This is a genomic window from Rhizomicrobium sp., assembly GCA_037200385.1.
Classification (GTDB): domain Bacteria; phylum Pseudomonadota; class Alphaproteobacteria; order Micropepsales; family Micropepsaceae; genus Rhizomicrobium.
Genome location: JBBCGL010000001.1, coordinates 3,057,050 through 3,076,900, shown reverse-complemented (window position 1 = coordinate 3,076,900; position 19,851 = coordinate 3,057,050). Strand labels below are relative to the sequence as shown.

14 protein-coding genes are annotated in these 19,851 nt (G+C 66.0%); 11 read left to right on the top strand and 3 right to left on the bottom strand.

What is annotated here, in order from left to right; translation table 11 throughout:
• Window positions 1-13 precede the first annotated feature (13 nt).
• The gene (locus tag WDM91_14575; GenBank protein MEI9995818.1) at window positions 14-3,106 is read left to right on the top strand and encodes a multidrug efflux RND transporter permease subunit; all 3,093 of its coding nucleotides are present in this window, start codon (window positions 14-16) and stop codon (window positions 3,104-3,106) included.
• The gene (locus WDM91_14570) at window positions 3,103-6,465 is read left to right on the top strand and encodes an efflux RND transporter permease subunit (GenBank protein MEI9995817.1); all 3,363 of its coding nucleotides are present in this window, start codon (window positions 3,103-3,105) and stop codon (window positions 6,463-6,465) included. The genes WDM91_14575 and WDM91_14570 overlap by 4 nt, the downstream gene beginning before the upstream one ends.
• A gap of 27 nt (window positions 6,466-6,492) precedes the next feature.
• Here the strand turns inward: WDM91_14570 and WDM91_14565 are convergent, their stop codons facing one another.
• The 3 genes from WDM91_14565 to WDM91_14555 all read right to left on the bottom strand — a co-directional run bounded on the left by WDM91_14565 (window position 6,493) and on the right by WDM91_14555 (window position 9,046).
• The gene (locus tag WDM91_14565; protein ID MEI9995816.1) at window positions 6,493-7,212 is read right to left on the bottom strand and encodes a VacJ family lipoprotein; all 720 of its coding nucleotides are present in this window, start codon (window positions 7,210-7,212) and stop codon (window positions 6,493-6,495) included.
• A 117-nt stretch (window positions 7,213-7,329) separates the two neighbouring features.
• A complete protein-coding gene (locus WDM91_14560) occupies window positions 7,330-8,133 on the bottom strand; it encodes a molybdopterin-dependent oxidoreductase (GenBank protein ID MEI9995815.1) in 804 nt (267 codons plus the stop codon).
• Window positions 8,126-9,046: a cytochrome b/b6 domain-containing protein gene (locus WDM91_14555; GenBank protein MEI9995814.1), complete on the bottom strand. Its 921-nt coding sequence runs from the start codon at window positions 9,044-9,046 to the stop codon at window positions 8,126-8,128. The genes WDM91_14560 and WDM91_14555 overlap by 8 nt, the downstream gene beginning before the upstream one ends.
• Before the next feature lie 136 nt (window positions 9,047-9,182).
• Between WDM91_14555 and WDM91_14550 the strand changes: the two genes are divergently transcribed.
• The 9 genes from WDM91_14550 to WDM91_14510 all read left to right on the top strand — a co-directional run bounded on the left by WDM91_14550 (window position 9,183) and on the right by WDM91_14510 (window position 19,839).
• Window positions 9,183-9,947 carry an alpha/beta fold hydrolase gene (locus WDM91_14550; GenBank protein MEI9995813.1) on the top strand — a complete coding sequence of 255 codons (765 nt, stop codon included), beginning with the start codon at window positions 9,183-9,185 and terminating at the stop codon, window positions 9,945-9,947.
• A gap of 143 nt (window positions 9,948-10,090) precedes the next feature.
• On the top strand, window positions 10,091-11,122 hold the full coding sequence (locus WDM91_14545) for an alpha/beta hydrolase fold domain-containing protein (GenBank protein ID MEI9995812.1): 1,032 nt from the start codon (window positions 10,091-10,093) through the stop codon (window positions 11,120-11,122).
• A gap of 8 nt (window positions 11,123-11,130) precedes the next feature.
• On the top strand, window positions 11,131-11,916 hold the full coding sequence (locus WDM91_14540; protein MEI9995811.1) for a glucose 1-dehydrogenase: 786 nt from the start codon (window positions 11,131-11,133) through the stop codon (window positions 11,914-11,916).
• 285 nt (window positions 11,917-12,201) lie between these two features.
• Window positions 12,202-12,972, top strand: a complete 771-nt coding sequence (locus WDM91_14535) for a hypothetical protein (protein ID MEI9995810.1) — start codon at window positions 12,202-12,204, stop codon at window positions 12,970-12,972.
• Between the two features lie 117 nt (window positions 12,973-13,089).
• The gene (locus WDM91_14530) at window positions 13,090-13,764 is read left to right on the top strand and encodes a bifunctional 4-hydroxy-2-oxoglutarate aldolase/2-dehydro-3-deoxy-phosphogluconate aldolase (protein MEI9995809.1); all 675 of its coding nucleotides are present in this window, start codon (window positions 13,090-13,092) and stop codon (window positions 13,762-13,764) included.
• A complete protein-coding gene (locus tag WDM91_14525; protein MEI9995808.1) occupies window positions 13,757-14,860 on the top strand; it encodes a sugar kinase in 1,104 nt (367 codons plus the stop codon). The genes WDM91_14530 and WDM91_14525 overlap by 8 nt, the downstream gene beginning before the upstream one ends.
• Before the next feature lie 2 nt (window positions 14,861-14,862).
• Window positions 14,863-16,257 carry a glucuronate isomerase gene (uxaC, locus tag WDM91_14520; GenBank protein MEI9995807.1) on the top strand — a complete coding sequence of 465 codons (1,395 nt, stop codon included), beginning with the start codon at window positions 14,863-14,865 and terminating at the stop codon, window positions 16,255-16,257.
• A gap of 19 nt (window positions 16,258-16,276) precedes the next feature.
• The gene (manD, locus tag WDM91_14515) at window positions 16,277-17,488 is read left to right on the top strand and encodes a D-mannonate dehydratase ManD (protein ID MEI9995806.1); all 1,212 of its coding nucleotides are present in this window, start codon (window positions 16,277-16,279) and stop codon (window positions 17,486-17,488) included.
• Entirely contained in the window at window positions 17,485-19,839 is a 2,355-nt protein-coding gene (locus WDM91_14510) for a glycoside hydrolase family 31 protein (protein MEI9995805.1), read from the top strand. Before manD ends, WDM91_14510 begins: the two co-directional genes overlap by 4 nt.
• Window positions 19,840-19,851 lie beyond the last annotated feature (12 nt).

Sequence of the window (19,851 nt, the reverse complement as noted above, 5' to 3'; positions counted from 1 at the left end):
CCGGCGCCTCCACATGAACCCCTCAGCTCCCTTCATCGTCCGGCCCGTCGCGACATCGCTCCTGATGATCGCGATCCTGCTCGTCGGGCTCGTCGGCTACTCCTATCTGCCGCTCTCGGCGTTGCCGGAGGTCGATTACCCGACCATCCAGGTCCAGACCTTCCTGCCCGGCGCCTCGCCGGAGGTGATGACCTCCTCGGTCACCGCGCCGCTGGAGAAGCAATTCGGCCAGATGCCGGGGCTCAACCAGATGTCGTCGGTCAGCTCGGCCGGATCGTCGGTCGTCACCCTGCAGTTCGATCTCAGCCTCAATCTCGACATCGCCGAGCAGGAGGTCCAGGCGGCGATCAACGCCTCGGGCAACCTGTTGCCGCAGAGCCTCCCGGCGCCGCCGGTCTATGCCAAGGTCAATCCGGCCGACGCGCCGATCCTCACCATCGCGATCACCTCCAAGACGATGCCGCTGACCGAGGCGCAGGAGCTGGCGGATACGCGCATCGCGCAGAAGATCTCCCAGCTCTCCGGCGTCGGCCTCGTCAGCATCGCGGGCGGCCAGAAGCCGGCGGTGCGCGTGCAGGCCAATCTGCAGGCACTGGCCTCCTACGGCCTCAACATCGACGACCTGCGCACCACCATCGCCAATGCGAATTCGAACGCACCCAAGGGCAGCTTCGACGGCGCGGCGCAGTCCTACACGATCGACGCGAACGACCAGCTCCAGTCGCCGGACGACTACAAGGCCATCGTGGTCGCCTATCGCAACGGCGCGCCGGTGTATCTGTCCGACGTGGCGACGGTGGTGGAGAGCGCGGAGAACGTGCAGCTGCTCTCCTGGATGAACCGGACGCCGGCGATCCTGCTCAACGTCCAGCGCCAGCCGGGCGCCAATGTCATCGCGGTGGTGGATTCGATCAAGGCGATGCTGCCGCAGATCAAGGCGGGGCTGCCCGCCGGCATCGACATGACGGTGCTGACCGACCGCACCACGACGATCCGCGCCTCGGTGTCGGACGTCGAGTTCGAGCTCTTCCTCGCCGTCGTGCTGGTCGTGCTGGTGATCTTCCTGTTCCTGCGCAACATCCCGGCGACCTTCATCCCAAGCCTGTCGGTGCCGCTGTCGATCGTCGGCACTTTCGCGGCGATGTACCTGCTGGGCTATTCGCTCAACAACCTGTCGCTGATGGCGATGACCATCGCGGCCGGCTTCGTGGTCGACGACGCCATCGTGATGATCGAGAACATCACGCGCTATCTCGAGGAGGGCGACTCGCCGCTCGAGGCGGCGCTCAAGGGCGCGGGCGAGATCGGCTTCACCATCGTGTCGCTGACCGTCTCGCTGATCGCGGTGCTGATCCCGCTGCTCTTCATGCAGGAGGTCGTGGGCCGGCTGTTCCGCGAGTTCGCGGTGACGCTCGCCATCACCATCCTGATCTCCGCCGTGGTGTCGCTGACCCTGGTGCCGATGCTCTGCGCCAAGCTGCTGCGGCGCCACAAGGAGCCCAAGCCCGGCTCGCTGGCGGCCAAATCGGAAGAGTATTTCAACCGGGTGATCGCCGAATATGACCGGCTGCTGACCTGGGTGCTGGACCGCCAGCCTTTGACGCTGCTGATCGCGGTCGCGACGCTGGTGGTGACCATCATCCTCTATATCGTGATCCCCAAGGGGTTCTTCCCGACCCAGGACACCAGCCTCGTCCAGGGCATCACCCAGGCCGGCCCGACCGTGTCCTTCGCGGAGATGTCGCGGCGGCAGCAGGCGCTGGCCGACGCGTTGCTGAAGGATCCCAGCGTCCAGAGCGTGTCGTCCTTCATCGGCGTCGACGGCACCAACAACACGCTCAACAGCGGCCGTTTCCTGATCAACCTGGTGCCGAAGGATGCGCGCGGCGTCAGCATCACGCATGCGGTGCGCGACATCCTCAAGCGCGCCAGGGCCGTGCCGGGAATCTCGCTCTACCTCCAGCCGGTGCAGGATCTCACGATCGATTCCACGATCAGCCGGGCGCAATATCAGTTCGTGCTCGAAGATGCGAACTCGGCCACGCTGCGCCAGGCGATTCCCGGCCTGATCCAGAAGCTCGCGGCGCGGCCGGAGCTCGAGAACGTCTCGACCTCCTACCTCGACCGGGGTCTGTCGGCGACGGTCGTGGTGGACCGGGACACCGCGGCGCGCTTCGGCATCACCGCCGCGACGATCGACAACGCGCTCTACGACGCCTTCGGCCAGCGCATCATCTCGACCATCTTCACCCAGTCGAACCAGCGCCGTGTGATCCTCGAAGCCGATCCGGGAATCCAGAACTCGCTGGCCTCGCTCGGCGACATCCATCTGCCGTCGGCGGGCGGCGGACAGGTGCCGCTGTCGGCCTTCGCGCATGTCGAGCCGACGCCGATGCCGCTGGAGGTCGATCACCTGGGCCAGTTCCCCGCCGCCTCGATCTCGTTCGACGTCGCCAACGGCTATTCGCTCGGCGCGGCGGTCGATGCGGTCAAGCAGGCGGAGGTCGATGCCGGCCTGCCCGCCAGCATCTCGACCGAGTTCCAGGGTTCGGCGCTCGCCTTCCAGTCCGCGCTGTCCAACGAGCTGCTGCTGATCCTGGCCGCGATCGTCACGGTCTATATCGTGCTGGGTGTGCTGTATGAGAGCTTCATCCATCCCGTCACGATCTTGTCGACGCTGCCCTCCGCCGGCGTCGGCGCGCTGCTGGCGCTGATCCTCACCGGCAACGACCTCGGCATCGTATCGATCATCGGCATCATCCTGCTGATCGGCATCGTGAAGAAGAACGCCATCATGATGATCGACTTCGCGCTGGAGGCCGAGCGCAACGAGGGCAAGAGCCCGCGCGAGGCGATCCACCAGGCGGCGCTGCTGCGCTTCCGCCCGATCCTCATGACCACGGTGGCGGCGCTGTTCGGCGCGCTGCCCCTGATGGTGGGCAGCGGCACGGGCTCGGAGCTGCGCCATCCGCTCGGCATCTCGATCGTCGGCGGCCTGCTGGTGAGCCAGCTCCTGACGCTCTTCACCACGCCGGTGATCTACATCTATTTCGACCGGCTCGGCGGCCAGATCCGCGACTGGCGGGCGCGGCGGGCGACCGCATGAGCTTCTCCGAGACCTTCATCCGCCGTCCCATCGCCACCACGCTGCTGACGATGGGCCTGGCGATGGCGGGCGGCGTCGCCTATTTCCTGCTGCCCGTCGAGCCCTTGCCCAATATCGACGTGCCGGTGATCTCGGTCTCCGCCTCGATGCCCGGCGCCAGCCCGGAGACGATGTCGACCAGCGTGACGACGCCGCTGGAGCGCCATCTGGGCGTCATCGCCGATGTCGACGAGATGACCTCGACCAGTTCGGTCGGGACCGCGCGCATCACGCTGCAATTCGACTCCAAGCGCAACATCGACGGCGCGGCGCGCGACGTGCAGGCGGCGATCAACGCGGCGCGGGCCGACCTGCCGGCGGCGCTGCGCTCCAACCCGACCTACCGCAAGATCAATCCGGCGGACCAGCCGATCCTGATTCTCACCCTGACCTCGGCGACGCTGACGCCGGGACAGATCTACGATTCCGCCTCGAACATCCTGCAGCAGAAGCTCTCCACGGTGGACGGCATCGGCCAGGTGCAGATCGCCGGCGGCTCGCTCCCCGCGGTGCGGGTGGAGCTCAATCCGCGGGCGCTGTTCAAATACGGCATCGGGCTGGAGGATGTGCGCGCCGCGCTCTCCGCCGCCAATGCCAACGCACCCAAGGGCGCGATCGAGCAGGGGACCCAGCGCTACCAGGTCTATGTCAACGATACCGCGACGCAGGCCAGTCAGTACCGCACGCTGATCATCGCCTACCGCAACGGCGCCGCGGTGCGCCTCAACGACATCGCCGCGGTCGAGGACGGCGTCGAGGACGTGCGCAATATCGGCATGGCGAACAACAAGCCGGCCATCCTCGTCATGCTGTTCCGCACGCCGGGCGCCAATATCGTGGCGACGGTGGCGGCGGTGAAAGCAGCGCTGCCGCAGCTCAAGGCGGCGCTGCCGCCGGCGGTGAACCTCGACATCGCGGTCGACCGCACCGGCGCGATCCACGACTCGCTGCGCGACGTGCAGCGCACGATGATCGTCTCGATCCTGCTGGTGATGTTCGTCGTCTACGTGTTCCTGCGCGACGGGCGGGCCGCGATCATCCCTTCGGTGGCCGTGCCTCTGTCGCTGATCGGCACCTTCGGCGCGATGTATCTGATGGGCTACACGCTCAACAATCTGTCGCTGATGGCGCTGACCGTGGCGACGGGTTTCGTGGTCGACGACGCCATCGTGGTGCTCGAGAACGTCAAGCGCCATCTGGAAGACGGCATGCCACGCCTGCAGGCGACGATCCAGGGTACGCGCGAAGTCGCGTTCACCGTCCTTTCCATGAGCATCTCGCTGATCGCCGTGTTCCTGCCGATTCTGCTGATGGGCGGCGTGGTCGGGCGCTATTTCAACGAATTCGCCATGGTACTGACCATCGCGATCTCGATCTCGCTGCTGGTCTCTCTCACCACCACGCCGATGCTCTGCGCCATCCTGGACATCCATCGTCCGGAGCGGAAGCATGGCTGGCTGCTGCGGCAGTCCGAACGGGCGTTCAATGCCGCCCATGGCTTCTATGCACGCACGCTGGCGGTGGCTCTGCGCATCCCCGGCTGGATCGCGCTCATCCTCCTGGTGACGATCATCCTGAACTTCGTCCTCTATTACTGGGTGCCCAAGGGCTTCTTCCCCGACGAAGACACCGGCCAGGCCTTCGGCGGCATCCGCGGCGGCCCGACGATCTCGTTCCAGCTCATGAAGGACAAGTTCCAGTCGTTCATGAAGATCATCAGCCAGGACCCGGCGGTGGCGACCGTCACCGGCACGATCGGCGGCGGCGGCGGCGGGCCGCGCGGCGGCGCCACCAACACGGGCAACGTCTTCATCCAGCTCAAGCCGCTGGATCAACGCGGCGGCCTCAGCACCGACGACGTGGTGCAGCGCCTGACGCCGAAATTCGCCAATGTCACCGGCGCGCGGCTGTTCCTGGCCGGCGGCCGCGACGTGCGGGTCGGCGGACGGCAGGGCAACGGCAACTACCAGTATTCGATCACCTCCGACACGCTCGAGGAGCTCGAGCAGTGGATGCCCAAGATCACCGACGCGCTGTCCGATCTGGACGAGCTGGACCAGGTCAATTCCGACCGCGGCGACCAGGGGCTAGAGGTCGCGCTCAAGATCGACCGGCCGACCGCGGCGCGGCTGGGCATCAACGCGACGCAGATCGACAACACGCTCTACGACGCCTTCGGCCAGCGCCAGGTCTCGACGATCTACAACGAGCTCAACCAGTACCATGTGGTGATGGAGGTCGCGCCGGAGTTCTGGCAGAGCCCCGAGACGCTGAAGGACATCTATGTCAGCAAGTCCGGCGGCTCGATCAGCGGCACCCAGGCGACCGGCGCAGTGGCGGGCACCACCGACCTCTCGACTGCTGCGGGATCGCTCACGACGGCGAGCGCGACCGGCTTGACGGCGACCGCCTCGGTGGCGGCCGATGTGGCCGCCGATCTCGTGCGCAACCAGCAGGCGAACGCGCTGGTCAACAGCGCGCGGGGCGGCGCCTCGACCGGCTCGTCGGTCTCGACCGCGCAGGAGGTGATGGTGCCGCTGTCGGCGATCGCGAGCTATGGCCCCGGCACCTCGCCGCTCGGGATCAACCATCAGGGACCGTTCGTCGTCGCGACCTTCTCCTTCAACACGGCCAAGGGCGTCTCGCTCAGCGCGGCGACGGCGGCCATCCAGAAGAAGATGGCGGACATCAAGACGCCGGCTTCGATCCAGGGCGTCTTCGCCGGCACCGCGAAAGTGTTCCAGGAATCGCTCGACAGCCAGCCGGTGCTGATCCTCGCGGCCCTGGTCACGATCTATATCGTGCTGGGCATCCTGTACGAGAGCTATGTCCATCCGCTGACGATCCTCTCGACGCTGCCTTCGGCGGGGGTCGGCGCGGTGCTGGCGCTGTTCCTGTTCAACGTCGAGTTCAGCCTGATCGCGATGATCGGCGTCATCCTGCTGATCGGCATCGTCAAGAAGAACGCGATCATGATGATCGACTTCGCGCTGGCGGCGGAGCGGAACGAGGGCCTCAGCCCGCGCGATGCGATCTACAAGGCCTGCCTGCTGCGCTTCCGGCCCATCATGATGACGAGCTTCGCCGCGATCCTGGGCGCCATGCCGCTCGCCTTCGGCTACGGCACGGGCGCCGAGCTGCGCCAGCCGCTCGGCATCGCGATCGTGGGCGGGCTTCTGGTCAGCCAGATCCTGACGCTCTACACGACGCCGGTGGTCTATCTCTACCTCGACGGCTGGCGGATGCGGCGCAAGGCGTCCTGGGACCGCTTCTACACGCGGCTCATGGGCGATGCGCCGCCGCCCGCGGCGGCGGAGTGAGCCGTCCGCTTGCGGAAGCGGAGGACTTCAGAGATTCGGCAGGTTCTCGGTATCCGGCGCGCCGTTGCGGATTTCCGCGTTGCGGTGCTGGCGGTACAGGCTGCGCGTGGTCGCGTAGAGGTCCACCGAGGTCCGTTCGATCTGGTCCAGCGAATCCACATTGCGGGCGCGCAGGTCGATGACGCCGACGCCGGCGCGGATCATGTAGAACAGCGTGGAGTTGTTGAACGTGATGTAGGTGAACGGGTCCAGCGCGATATCGCCGCCCATGCCCACGACGTCGCGCGGGTTGCTCGGCCCCGCGAAGGGCAGCACGAGATAAGGGCCTTCGCCGGTGCCCCAGACGCCGAGCGTCTGGCCGAAATCCTCGTCATGGCCGGGGAGGCCCATCTTGGCTCCCACATCGACCAGGCCGCCGATGCCGATCGTCGAATTCACCAGGGTACGGCCGAGGGTCTCGCCGCCGCGGGTGAACTCGCCCTGCAGAAGGTCGTTGGCGAAGACCACCGGCGAATCGAGATTGGTGAGGGCGTTGTGGATACCCTGGCGCGCAAACTCCGGCACCGCATGGTTGTAGAACACCCCGACCGGCCGCGCGACCGCATGGTCGACGTCCTGGTCGAAGGAGAAGATCGAGCGGTTGGTCTGCTCGTAGGGATCGTTCTGGCCGGTCGGATCGTCGGTCGCGCAGCCGGACAGGGCGGTGGCGAGCGCCAGAACCGCGAAAGAAGAAAGAACTCGCTTCATGCCCTTGGCCAATCCGCTGTGTGATGAGAATCGTCTGGAACTTCGAATATAACTCAGGATATTGGGATTAGTGCCCCGGTTGGACAAGGGGCCGCGACAAAGCGTCAAAGCCGGTCGTCAGATTCCGCCGTACCACGTGTATCCCTGATCCTCCCAGTAGCCGCCTCTTCCCCCTCCTATACCCGCATAGCTTTCCACCAGATCAATGCGCTGGACATATTTGGGCATTTTATAGCCAAGTTGACGCTCCGCTCGCACGCGGATGGGCGCACCGTGTTCGACGGGCAACACCTGGCCATTTAATTCATAGGCGAGAATTGTCTGTGGATGGGTCGCCTCCAGCAGGTCGAGGCTCTCATAGTAGAACGGACGGGGCACGGGATTGCCCTGGGCGTCGACATCCTCCACGCCCATCGGATCGGCGCAATAGAACACGACATAGCGCGCCTCGGGCCGGGGCCGGGCCAGGGCGAGGATCGCGCTCAGCGGCGCGCCCTTCCACTCGCCGATGCAGCTCCAGCCTTCGACGCAGTCGTGGCGCGTGATCTGGGTGCGGGCGGGCAGGGCGCGGATCTCGGTTAGCGAAAGCTTAAGCGGCCGCTCGACAAGGCCGCCCACCGGGATGATCCAGTTCTTGAATCCCTCGCTCAGATGGACGGCATAGTCGTTGGTGTTGGGGTTGAGGGTGCCGTTGGCGCGAAACACCGGCGCGATGTCGGCCTTGCTGAACTCCGGCGCCAGCGCGTGGCCGCCGGCGAACAGCCGCTGGGCGCGGCGGGTGAGATTCTCGACCTCGCCCAGAAGGCTCAGGACGAACGGCGATTGCGACAGGTCGGTGCAGCCGGCCAGCACCAGCGTGCCCAGCGTCGCGGCGCCGCGGATCAGGAACGAGCGGCGGGGCAGCCTCGGATTCTCAGACATCCTTGCCCTCCTTCTCGACGGCGAACCAGCCGGTGATCATGGAGCGCAATCCGTTCAGCGGGGCTGAGACGATCAGCGCGGCGATATGGATGAAGAGGAAGCCGACGAAGGAGAAGGCGACGATGAAGTGGATCGTCCGCGCGCTCTGCCGGCCCCCGAACAGCGTGAGCAGGAACGGGAATGCCGAGTCCAGGGTCGGCGACATGGTGAGCCCGGTCAGCACGATCAGCGGACCCAGCACGAAGACCACGACGAAATAGGTCAGGCGCTGGAGCCCGTTATAATGCTTCGCAGCCTCGCCCTTGGGGAATTGCAGCCTGGCATGACTGGCGATCTCCCGCGGCAGGTGGCGGATGTCGTCGCGGGTCGGCACCAGTTCGCGGTAATGTCCGCTCCAGAACAGATAGATGAAATAGAGCAGGCCGTTGATCACCAGAAGCCACGCGAAGGCGAGATGCCAGAGCCGCCCCATCGCGAGGTCGGGCGACTGATAGGGCAGCGTCACCCATGCGGGGAAGCCGCGCACCGTCTTCACGCCGTCCGTGTCGGAGGCGCCGAGCACGCCGTCGGTGTTGAACCTCCAGGGGCCGATCTGCGTCATGCCCCAGAAGTGCTCATCGGTGCCGTCGGCATAGAGCGACAGGAGGTGATGATCCGGATTGGAGCTGATCCCCCAGTCGAGCGCGGGCGAGGCGTTGAAGATCTGCAGCCCGCTCATCAGCATGACCAGCATGCACAGCGCATTGATCCAGTGCAGCAGCCGCACGGCGATGCCATGGCGATAGAACAGGTAGCGCGGCCGGCGCGGCGTGTGGGGCGGAAGGCGCAGCACATGGCGCACGCCGTCCACGAGCAGGTCCCAGGTCTGGGCACCCGGTTTCCCCCGCGGCAGCGACGGGCTCGTGTCTGTCATGAACCTGTCTGCCTCCCTTGAACCGCCGCGCAGCATAGCAGGCCCAAGCCCCATTTCGCCGCAGTTGCCCAATCCGTTACAGGCTTTCACTATCGTCCCAAAAGGCCCGCAAGAGGCCGGGATTCGGGAGAACGAGATGGCGACACTCGCGCGCGACGGCGTAAATCTGCACTATGAGGTCCATGGCGACGCTGGGCCGGTCATCCTGTTGACCCACGGCTATTCCGCCACGGCGCAGATGTGGCGCGGCCAGGTCGCGGCGCTGAGCAAGGGGCACAAGCTCGTGGTCTGGGACATGCGCGGCCACGGCCAGAGCGACTATCCGCAAGACCAGGACGAATACAGCGAGGAGAAGACCGTCGCCGACATGGCCGCGCTGCTCGATGCGGTTGGCGTGAAACAGGCCATCGTCGGCGGCCTGTCGCTGGGCGGCTACATGTCGCTCGCCTTCGCCGCCAGCCATCCCGAGCGCGTCAGCGCGCTCCTCATCATCGACACCGGCCCCGGCTTCAAGAAGAACGAGGCGCGCGAAGGCTGGAACCAGAACGCCCGCCGCACGGCGGAGCGCTACGACAAGGACGGCCTCGGTCCGCTCGGCTCCGCCAGCGCCGAACGCCGCACCGCCCAGCACCGCGACGCCACCGGTCTCGCCCGCGCCGGCCGCGGCATGCTGACCCAGAAAAACGCCCGCGTGATCGAAAGCCTGCCCGCGATCAAGGTGCCGTCGCTGGTCGTGGTCGGCGAAAAGGACACCCCCTTCCTCGCCGCGTCCGACTACATGGCCGCGAAAATCCCCGGCGCGCAAAAAGCCGTGATCCCCGACGCGGGACACGCGGCCAATATCGACAATCCCGAGGCATTCAACGCGGCTATCGAAACGTTTTTGGGTGGTCTTGCATAAGGCTCACTGCCAAAACATCGTCATGGCCGCCCTCGTGGCGGCCACCCATGAACACCCATGCAGCAGGGAGATCATGGGTCGCCGGCACAAGGCCGGCGATGACGACGACAAAATGCACTCAGATGAATTTGAAGGAGCACCCCATGGCCTCGAAGATCGCCACCGACACACGCCTCGATCCGCGCATCCGCGCCATGCTCGGCGGTTTCGACCTGCCCGCACAGGGCGACGTCGCGAGCCGCGAGGATCTGGTCGCCGAGATGAACTCCGACGCCGCGCAGGCGATGTCCAAGCAGGTCGAGGCGATCTTCGAAGCCTTCGACAATGAGGACCTCGCGCCTTCCAAGGGCCTGCGCATCAGCGAAGAAAGCCTCGTTTCGGCGCCCGACGGCAACACCATCCTGATGCGCTTCGTGCGTCCCGACACCGATGCGGTCGTGCCTTGCGTCTACTACATCCATGGCGGCGGCATGGCGACGCTGTCCTGTTTCATGGGCAGTTATCGCGCCTGGGCCAAGATCATCGCGGCCCGCGGCGTCGCGGTGGCGATGGTCGAATTCCGCAACGCGGTTGTGCCCTCGCGCGTGCCGGAGACGGCGCCGTTTCCGGCCGGGCTCGACGATTGCGTCTCGGGCCTCAAATGGGTGCATGCCAATGCCGGGCGCCTGAAGATCGACACCAGGCGCGTCATCGTCGCGGGTGAGAGCGGCGGCGGCAATCTCACGCTCGCAACCGGCCTGACGCTGAAGCGCGAAGGCAAGCTTGGTCTCGTGAAAGGTCTCTATGCGCTCTGCCCCTATATCGCGGGAAAGTGGCCGCTGCCCGAGCATCCGTCCTCGACCGAGAACGAAGGCTTGCTGCTCAACCTGCACAACAATCGCGGTGCGATGGGCTACGGCATGAAGGCGTTCGAGGCGAAGAACCCGCTTGCATGGCCCGGCTTCGCAAGCATCGACGACGTGACGGGCTTCCCGCCCACCGTCATCACCGTCAACGAATGCGATCCCCTGCGCGACGAGGGCATCGGCTTCTACCGACTGCTGCTGAAGGCCGGCGTGGCGGCGCGCTGCGTCCAGCTCATGGGCACCACCCATGCGGTCGAGACCATGGCCGCAATCTGCCCCGACCTCAGCCGCGCCGCCGCCGCCGACATCGCCAACTTCGCCACGAATTAGGAGCTCTCATGGTTGATCGCGTCAAAGGCAAAGTCGCCCTCGTCACCGGAGGCGCGTCGGGCATCGGCCGCGCCAGTGCGCTCCTGCTTGCCAAGGAAGGCGCCGCCGTCGCGGTGACCGACATCCAGGACGACCAGGGCAAGGACGTCGTCGCCCAGGTCAAGCGCGAGGGCGGCGACGCGATCTACCTGCACCACGACGTCGCGAGCGAAGAGGCCTGGGAAAGCGTGGTCGCCGAGGTGAAATCGCATTTCGGCACGCTGCATGTGCTGGTGAACAATGCCGGCATCGCCATCGCGGCCTCAGTGCTGACCATGACGCTGGCCGATTGGCGGCGGCAGCAGGCGATCAATCTCGACGGCGTGTTCCTCGGGGTGAAGCACTCGCTGCCCCTGATCCGCGCCAGCGGCGGCGGCTCCATCATCAACATCTCCTCGCTCGCCGGCCTCAAGGGCGCGCCGACGCTCGCCGGCTATTGCGCCACCAAGGGCGGCGTCAGGCTCTTCACAAAGGCGGTGGCGATGGAATGCGGCGCGGCGCGCGACAATGTCCGCGTCAATTCCGTCCATCCCGGCATCATCGAGACCCCGATCTGGCTCGGCATCATCCCCGGCGCCGGCGCCCCGGGCGCCAACGCCCCCGATCTCGACGCGATGAGCGAGACCGTCGTGCCCATCGGCTCCAAAGGCGTCCCCGAAGACATCGCACAAGGCGTCCTCTACCTCGCCAGCGACGAAAGCCGCTACGTGACCGGCAGCGAACTGGTGATCGACGGCGGCATGTCGACGCGGTAGGCGGCGCGTCACGCATTCGTCCGTTAAAAAAGTTGTCATCCCGGCCAAGCGATGCGGAAGCATCGCGCTGAGCCGGGACCCATCGCGCAACCCGCTCGATGGGTCCCGGGTCTCGCTGCGCTCGCCCGGGATGACAGTGGTTTTTTGATTTCACCCTGAGCTCAAGCGGTAACGCTTGCTGTCACATCTCTTTCATCATCATTCCCGCCTGCGCGGGCACGACAAAATGATTCTGCCCGACGGGATTTTTCTCTAAAGTTTCCCTCGTCGCAGGGGACACACGCCGTGACTGACATCGCAGCTGGTGCGCCCCGGCGCGCGACTCCGTTCGCGCCGTATCACAAATGGGACCGCAATTTCTTCCTCGCGCTGGTGCTGGCGATCTGGCTCGGCATCGTGATGGGCTTCGGCGGCGAGATCGCCGAGCACATCCAAAGCCACGCGCTGGCCTATCCCTGGATCGTTCACGTCCACGCCGTCGCCTTCGTCGGCTGGCTGGTGCTGCTCACCACGCAGGTGATGCTGATCCGTCTCAAGCGGCCGCAGCTCCATTACCGCCTCGGCGCCGGGATGATGGCGCTCGCCGCCTTCATGGTGGTGATCGGCCCCGCGACCGCGATCTACATGCAGCGGCTGCAATTCGGCACCAAGGACAGCGACCCCGCCTTCCTCGCCGTGCAGCTCTTCGACATCGTTGCCTTCGCGGGCCTGGTGACCGCCGGTTACCTGCTGCGCAACACCGCGTCGGCGCACAAGCGGCTGATGCTGCTCTCGACGCTCTTCATCTCCGACGCCGGCTTCGCGCGCTGGCTCGGCCACCCCATCGGCGTCCTGCTGGGCAGCTATGACGGCTTCTGGCCCTTCCTGGCCGAAGGCTATCTCGTCCCCGACATCCTGATCCTCACCCTCGGCGCCTACGACCTCGCCACCCGCAAGCGGCTCTATCCGGCGTACCTCTGGGGCGCCGCCTGGGCCTTCGCCCTCCAGCTCATCGTCGGCCTCCTCTATTACGCCCCCTGGTGGAAGACCACCGCGACCCACCTGATCGGCCACTGACGCCCACACGCCCCAGACCGCCTTGCCCGGGAAAATGACACCGGTTACCATAGTCGAAATGACAAGCAATTCCCGGCGGGGCAGAGTGCGCCGCCAATCGGGAATCGGGAGCACAACATGGCCAGGGACCGGCTCAAGACCTTGAGCGCCATCATCGACCAGGGCGTGATCCCGGTCTTCTACCATCCCGACGTCGAGGTCTGCGCCAAGGTCATCCAGGCCTGCGCCAATGGCGGCGCCAAATGCATCGAGTTCACCAACCGCGGAGACTTCGCGCCCCACACCTTCCTGGAAGTCACTCGGCACTTCGCCAAGGCGGATGATAGCGTTATCATGGGTGTCGGTTCGGTGGTCGATGCCCCGACCGCCGGCATCTACATCGCCAATGGGGCCAATTTCGTCGTGGGACCGATGACCAATCCCGAGGTCGCCAAGCTCTGCAACCGCCGCGGCATTCCGTATTCACCGGGCTGCGGCAGCGCGACGGAGATTTCCGAAGCGCAGGAGCTGGGCTGCGAGATCGTCAAGGTCTTCCCGGGCTCCAGCGTCGGCGGCCCCGACTTCGTCAAGAACGTGCTTGGTCCGATGCCCTGGACCAAGATCATGCCGACCGGCGGCGTCGACGCGACGGAAGAGAGCCTGCGCGCCTGGTTCGGCGCCGGCATCGTCGCCTGCGGCATCGGCTCGAACCTCATCACCAAGAAGCTGCTCGACGCCAAGGACTATGCCGGCATCGAAAGCAAAGTCCGCGACACCGTCCAACTGATCAAGAAGATTCGAGGCCATGGCTGACGTCCTGAACATCCGTCCCGCGTCCGACACCAAATGGGACTGTGTCTCCTTCGGCGAGGTGATGTTGCGCTTCGATCCCGGCTTCGGCCGGGTGCGCAACGCCCGCCAGTTCACGGTCTGGGAGGGCGGCGGCGAATACAATGTCGCACGCGCCATGCGCAAGTGCTGGGGCAAGCGCGCCGCGGTCGTCACCGCGCTGCCGAACAACGATCTGGGCTGGCTGGTCGAGGACTTCATCCTGCAGGGCGGCGTGGACATGTCGCACGTCGTCTGGCGCGAGCATGACGGCATCGGCCGCAACACGCGCGTCGGACTGAACTTCACCGAGAAGGGCTTCGGCATCCGCGCCGCGCTCGGCTGCTCGGATCGTGCCAATTCGGCAGCGTCGCAGATCCGTCCCGGGGAAGTGAACTGGGAGAAGCTGTTCGGCGAGGAAGGCGTGCGCTGGTTCCATACCGGCGGCATCTTCGCGGCGCTGGCGCCCAACACGTCGGAGGCGGTGATCGAAGCGGTGGAAGCCGCGCGCAAGCACGGTACCGTGGTGTCCTACGACCTCAACTATCGCGCCTCGTTGTGGAAGTCGCAGGGCGGCCAGGAGGGCGCGCGCAGGATCAATCGGCACATCGCGAGCCATGTCGACGTGATGATCGGCAACGAGGAGGATTTCACCGCCTGTCTCGGCTTCGAGGTCGAGGGGATGGACGAGCATATCTCGGCCATCGATCCTGCGAACTTCAAGAAGATGATCGCGACGGCAGTGAAGACCTATCCGAACTTCAAGGTCGCGGCGACGACATTGCGCAATGCGAGAACCGCGACCTTCAACGACTGGTCCGCGATCCTCTACGCCGGCGGCGAATTCCATCAGTCGATGATGCGCGAGAATCTGGAGATTTACGACCGCGTCGGCGGCGGCGACGGCTTTGCCTCAGGTCTCGCCTATGGCTTTTTGGAAGGCAAGGGGCCGCAGGCGGCGGTGGAATATGGCGCAGCGCACGGCGCGCTGGCCATGACGACGCCCGGCGACACCTCCATGGTCAATGCCAAGGAGGTCGAGGCGGTGATGAAGGGCAAGGGCGCGCGGGTTGTCCGCTGAGCATGGTTCCGCTGACGCTTCATCCCGATCGTTTCTTTCCCGCCGATCCGGCGACGCGCGCAGTGGCGCGGGCGTTGTTCGCGCGGGCCGAGGCGCTGCCGATCCTCTCGCCGCACGGCCACACCGATCCCAGATGGTTCGCGACCGACGTGCCGTTCGAGGACGCGACGAGCCTTCTGCTGTGGCCGGACCATTATGTGCTGCGCTTGCTCTATTCGCAGGGCATCACGCTCGCGCAATTGGGACTGCAGCAGCCGGCGGCGGACCGCCGCGCCGCGTGGCGGATTTTCGCGGCCCATTATCACCTGTTCCGCGCCACGCCTTCGCGGCTGTGGCTCGACCATGTCTTCGCGACCGTGTTCGGCCTGGAGCGGCGGCTGAGCGCCGAAACGGCGGACCTGTACTATGACGCCATCGGCGCGGCGCTCGCGACGCCGGCCTTCCGGCCGCGGGCGCTGTTCCAGCGCTTCAACATCGAGAAGATCGCGACGACGGAAGGTGCGCTCGACCCGCTAGCCGATCACGATGCGCTTGCGCGCGACTGGCCGGGCCGCGTGATCACGACCTATCGTCCCGACGATGTGGTCGACCCCGACAGGCCGGAGTTCGCTTCCAACCTGGCGCAATTCGGCGCGCTGACGAAACAGGACACGGCAAGCTGGGCCGGCTACCTGCAGGCGCATCGCGAGCGCCGGGCCTTCTTCCGCGCCCGCGGCGCGACCGCGACCGATCACGGTCACTGGACGGCGCGCACCGCGAATCTTTCGGCGGCGGAGGGTCAGGCGCTGCTCGACCGGCTGCTGCGCGGCCGCCGCGAATCCGGCGATGCCGAGCTGTTCCGCGCCGCCATGCTGACCGAGATGGCGAAGATGTCGTGCGACGACGGCATGACCATGCAGATTCATCCCGGCTCCTTCCGCAATCACAACGCGGCCCTGTTCGCCGCATACGGCCCCAATGTCGGCGCGGACATTCCGGTCGCCATCGAATATGCCGCGGCGCTGAAGCCGATGCTCGACGTCGTGGGCAACCGGTCCGACCTGACGGTCATCCTGTTCACGCTGGACGAGACCAACTATGCGCGCGAACTGGCGCCGCTCGCCGGGCACTATCCGGCGCTGAAGCTCGGACCGGCCTGGTGGTTCCACGACTCGCCCGAAGGCATGCTGCGTTTCCGCCGCCAGGTCACCGAAACCGCCGGGTTCTACAACACGGTCGGCTTCAACGACGACACCCGCGCCTTCCTCTCGATTCCCGCGCGCCACGATCTGGCGCGCCGTATGGACGCCGCCTACCTCGCCGAGCTCGTGATCGCGCATCGCCTCGACGAGGACGAAGCGCATGAGATCGTCGTCGACCTCGCCTACAACCTCGCCAAAGCCGCCTATAAACTCTGACCGAACCGGGACCTCCGCCATGGCCAAGATCACGTCCGCACGCGTCATCGTCACCTGTCCGGGACGAAATTTCGTCACCCTGAAGATCGAGACCTCGGACGGCGTGACCGGGCTGGGCGACGCGACGCTGAACGGCCGCGAGCTCGCGGTCGCAAGCTATCTCACCGACCATGTGATTCCCTGCCTGATCGGGCGCGACGCGCAGCGGATCGAGGACGTCTGGCAGTTCCTCTATCGCGGGGCCTATTGGCGGCGCGGGCCGGTGACCATGTCGGCGATCGCCGCGGTCGACACCGCGCTGTGGGACATCAAGGGCAAGGTCGCGGGCCTGCCGCTCTATCAGCTGCTGGGCGGCGCGAGCCGCGAGGGCGTGATGGTCTACGGCCATGCCAACGGCAAGACGATCGAGGAGACCGTCGACGAAGCGTTGAAATACCAGGCCGAAGGCTACAAGGCGGTCCGCCTGCAATCGGGCATTCCGGGGCTGGCCTCGACCTACGGCGTGTCGAAGGACAAGAAATATTACGAGCCCGCCGATGCCGACCTGCCGACCGAGAATGTCTGGTCGACCGTCAAATACATGCGCACCGTTCCGGCGCTGTTCGAAAAGGCGCGCGAGAAGCTCGGCTGGGACGTCCACCTGCTGCATGACGTGCATCACCGCCTGACGCCCATCGAGGCGGGGCGGCTGGGCAAGGATCTGGAGCCCTATCGCCTGTTCTGGCTGGAGGATGCGGTCGCGGCCGAGAACCAGGCAGGCTTCCGCCTGATCCGCCAGCACACCACGACGCCGCTCGCGGTGGGCGAGGTGTTCAACACCATCTGGGATGCCAAGCAGCTCATCGAGGAGCAGCTGATCGATTACATCCGCATGACCGTGGTGCATGCCGGCGGCATCACCCATCTGCGCCGCGTCGCGAGCCTTGCCGATCTCTACCATGTGCGCACCGGCAGCCATGGCGCGACGGACTTGTCGCCGGTCTGCATGGCCGCGGCATTGCATTTCGATCTCTCGGTGCCGAATTTCGGCATCCAGGAGTACATGCTCCATACCAAGGAGACGGACGCGGTCTTCCCCCATGCCTACACCTTCCAGGACGGCATGTTCCATCCCGGCGAAGCGCCGGGCCTGGGCATCGAGATCGACGAGGCGCTCGCGGCGAAATATCCCTACAAGCGCGCCTATCTGCCGGTGAATCGTCTCGAGGACGGTAGTATGACCAACTGGTGAGCACGCTCCTTTCGCCACCGGTCTTTCGTCTCGCGGCCCGCGACGGCAACCATCTGACGCTGCAGAGCGACGGCACCGCCGTCGCGCATGTCTTCGTGCTGGAAGACGATATCATCCGCGTGCTGGTGCTGCCGGACGGCCGGTTGCGGCAGCCGAAGAGCTGGACCATCGCGCCGGGACAGGAGGACGTGGCCGCCGAAGGCCGCGACCGCTTCGACCTGACGGGCTTCGCGCTGCCGCCCTTCGCGTTGCGCGAGTCGGAAGACATGCTGGTCGTCCAGACCGCCTGCCTGCGTCTGACGATTCGCCTCGCTGGATTCTTCTGTGCCTGGGACGTCTGCGAGGATCCGGCACGCGGCTTCCTCGACATCCTGCGCGACCGGCCGACCCAGGCGTACAATTTCGGCTGGTGGGACGATCGCGTGCATCACTATCTCGTCCGCGATCCGGCGGAGCGGTATTTCGGGCTCGGCGAGCGCAGCGGCGAGATGGATCGTGCCGGCCGCCGCTTCCGCCTGTGCAATGTCGACGCGATGGGCTACGACGCGCGGACCTCCGATCCGCTTTACAAGCACATCCCGTTCTACATCACCCGGCGCGACAAGGCCGCCGCCGGGCTGTTCTACGACACGCTGTCGGACTGCACCTTCGATATGGGCTGCGAGCGCAGCAATTATCACGGCCTGTTCCGCGGCTTCGTCGCCGATCATGGCGATCTCGACTACTACGTCATCGGCGGCACGATCGGCGGCATCGTGCGCCGGTATACCTGGCTGACGGGCAGGCCCGCGCTGCCGCCGCGCTGGGCGCTCGGCTATTCCGGCTCGACGATGTCATATACCGACCAGCCGGACGCGCAGGCGCGGATGGCGGAGTTCCTCGCGAAATGCGAGGAGCACGACATCCTGTGCGACTCTTTCCACCTGTCGTCGGGCTACACATCGATCGGCGCCAAGCGCTACGTCTTCCACTGGAACCGCGACAAGTTTCCCGATCCCGCCGCCTTCGTGCGCTCCTATGCCGAGAAGGGTGTCCGTCTCATCCCCAACATCAAGCCGGCCCTGCTGCATGATCATCCGCTGTTCGCGGAGGCGCGAGACAACGGCCTGCTGATCACGGATGCGAACGGCGAACCCGAATGGGTGCAGTTCTGGGGCGCGGTCGGGGCGTATCTCGACTTCACCAATCCGGCGACGGCGGACTGGTGGGCGGGAAAGGTGACGTCGGCGCTGCTCCATGTCGGCATGGCCGGCACCTGGAACGACAACAACGAATTCGAGATCGTGAGTCCCAAGGCATTGGCCCGCAATTTCGGCGCGCCGGCACCCGCGGTCGAATCCAAGCCGCTGCAGACGATGCTGATGCTGCGCGCCTCTCGCGCGGCGCAGGTCGCGCAGGCGCCGCAGACCCGGCCGTTCCTGGTCAGCCGCGCGGGCGCCGCCGGCATGCAGCGCTATGTCCAGACCTGGTCGGGCGACAATTATACGAGCTGGGAAACGCTCCAGTACAATATCCGCATGGGACTGGGACTGGCGCTCAGCGGCGTCTCGAACACGGGTCACGACGTCGGCGGGTTCGACGGGCCCAGACCCGACGCCGAACTGTTCGTGCGCTGGGTCGCGTTCGGCATCTTCATGCCGCGCTTCTCGATCCATTCCTGGAACACCGACCGCACTGCGAACGAGCCCTGGATGCATCCCGAGGTGACCGCGCATGTCCGCGACCTGATCAAATTCCGCTACCGGCTGCTGCCTTATCTCTACGACCTGCTGTGGCGCTATGCGCGCGACTATGAGCCGGCGATCCGCCCCACCTTTCTCGATTTCCCGGACGATCCGCGCACGTATGACGACAATGACGAGATGCTGCTGGGCCGTGCCTTGCTGGTCGCGCCGGTGGTCGAACCGGGCGTCGCGTCGCGCGAGGTCTATCTGCCCGCCGGCACGCGCTGGTTCGACTATTGGTCCGGCGAGATCTTCGATGGTGGGCGCGTGGTCGCGCGTCCCGCGCCGTTCCGGCGGCCGCCGCTCTTCGCCCGCGAAGGCAGCGTGATCGCGCTGAACGTCGCCGAACAGCATTTCCAGGCGCGGGGCGACACGCGCGCGTTCCAGATATTCCCGCTCGCGCGTGGCGCGTTCGAGGCGGAGATCTTCGACGACGACGGCGAGAGCGAAGCCTGGCGCGAAGGCCGCTGCCGCCTGTGGCGGGTGCGGGTGGTCTGCGATGCCGCCACCATCGTCATCGCCGTGAGCGCGACGGAGAACGACGCGGCGGTGGACTGCGACGTACCGATCGTCCTTCCCGCCACCGAGAAGCGCGATGTGACGGTCTCGGGCGGTCATCCCGCCTGATCCGATCGCACG

Excerpts from the sequence above, each read along its gene's own strand:
- WDM91_14575 (MEI9995818.1), top strand. The coding sequence starts at position 14 with ATGAACCCCTCAGCTCCCTTCATCGTCCGGCCCGTCGCGACATCGCTC.
- WDM91_14570 (MEI9995817.1), top strand. The coding sequence starts at position 3,103 with ATGAGCTTCTCCGAGACCTTCATCCGCCGTCCCATCGCCACCACGCTG.
- WDM91_14565 (MEI9995816.1), bottom strand. The coding sequence starts at position 7,212 with ATGAAGCGAGTTCTTTCTTCTTTCGCGGTTCTGGCGCTCGCCACCGCC.
- WDM91_14560 (MEI9995815.1), bottom strand. The coding sequence starts at position 8,133 with ATGTCTGAGAATCCGAGGCTGCCCCGCCGCTCGTTCCTGATCCGCGGC.
- WDM91_14555 (MEI9995814.1), bottom strand. The coding sequence starts at position 9,046 with ATGACAGACACGAGCCCGTCGCTGCCGCGGGGGAAACCGGGTGCCCAG.
- WDM91_14550 (MEI9995813.1), top strand. The coding sequence starts at position 9,183 with ATGGCGACACTCGCGCGCGACGGCGTAAATCTGCACTATGAGGTCCAT.
- WDM91_14545 (MEI9995812.1), top strand. The coding sequence starts at position 10,091 with ATGGCCTCGAAGATCGCCACCGACACACGCCTCGATCCGCGCATCCGC.
- WDM91_14540 (MEI9995811.1), top strand. The coding sequence starts at position 11,131 with ATGGTTGATCGCGTCAAAGGCAAAGTCGCCCTCGTCACCGGAGGCGCG.
- WDM91_14530 (MEI9995809.1), top strand. The coding sequence starts at position 13,090 with ATGGCCAGGGACCGGCTCAAGACCTTGAGCGCCATCATCGACCAGGGC.
- WDM91_14525 (MEI9995808.1), top strand. The coding sequence starts at position 13,757 with ATGGCTGACGTCCTGAACATCCGTCCCGCGTCCGACACCAAATGGGAC.
- uxaC (MEI9995807.1), top strand. The coding sequence starts at position 14,863 with ATGGTTCCGCTGACGCTTCATCCCGATCGTTTCTTTCCCGCCGATCCG.
- manD (MEI9995806.1), top strand. The coding sequence starts at position 16,277 with ATGGCCAAGATCACGTCCGCACGCGTCATCGTCACCTGTCCGGGACGA.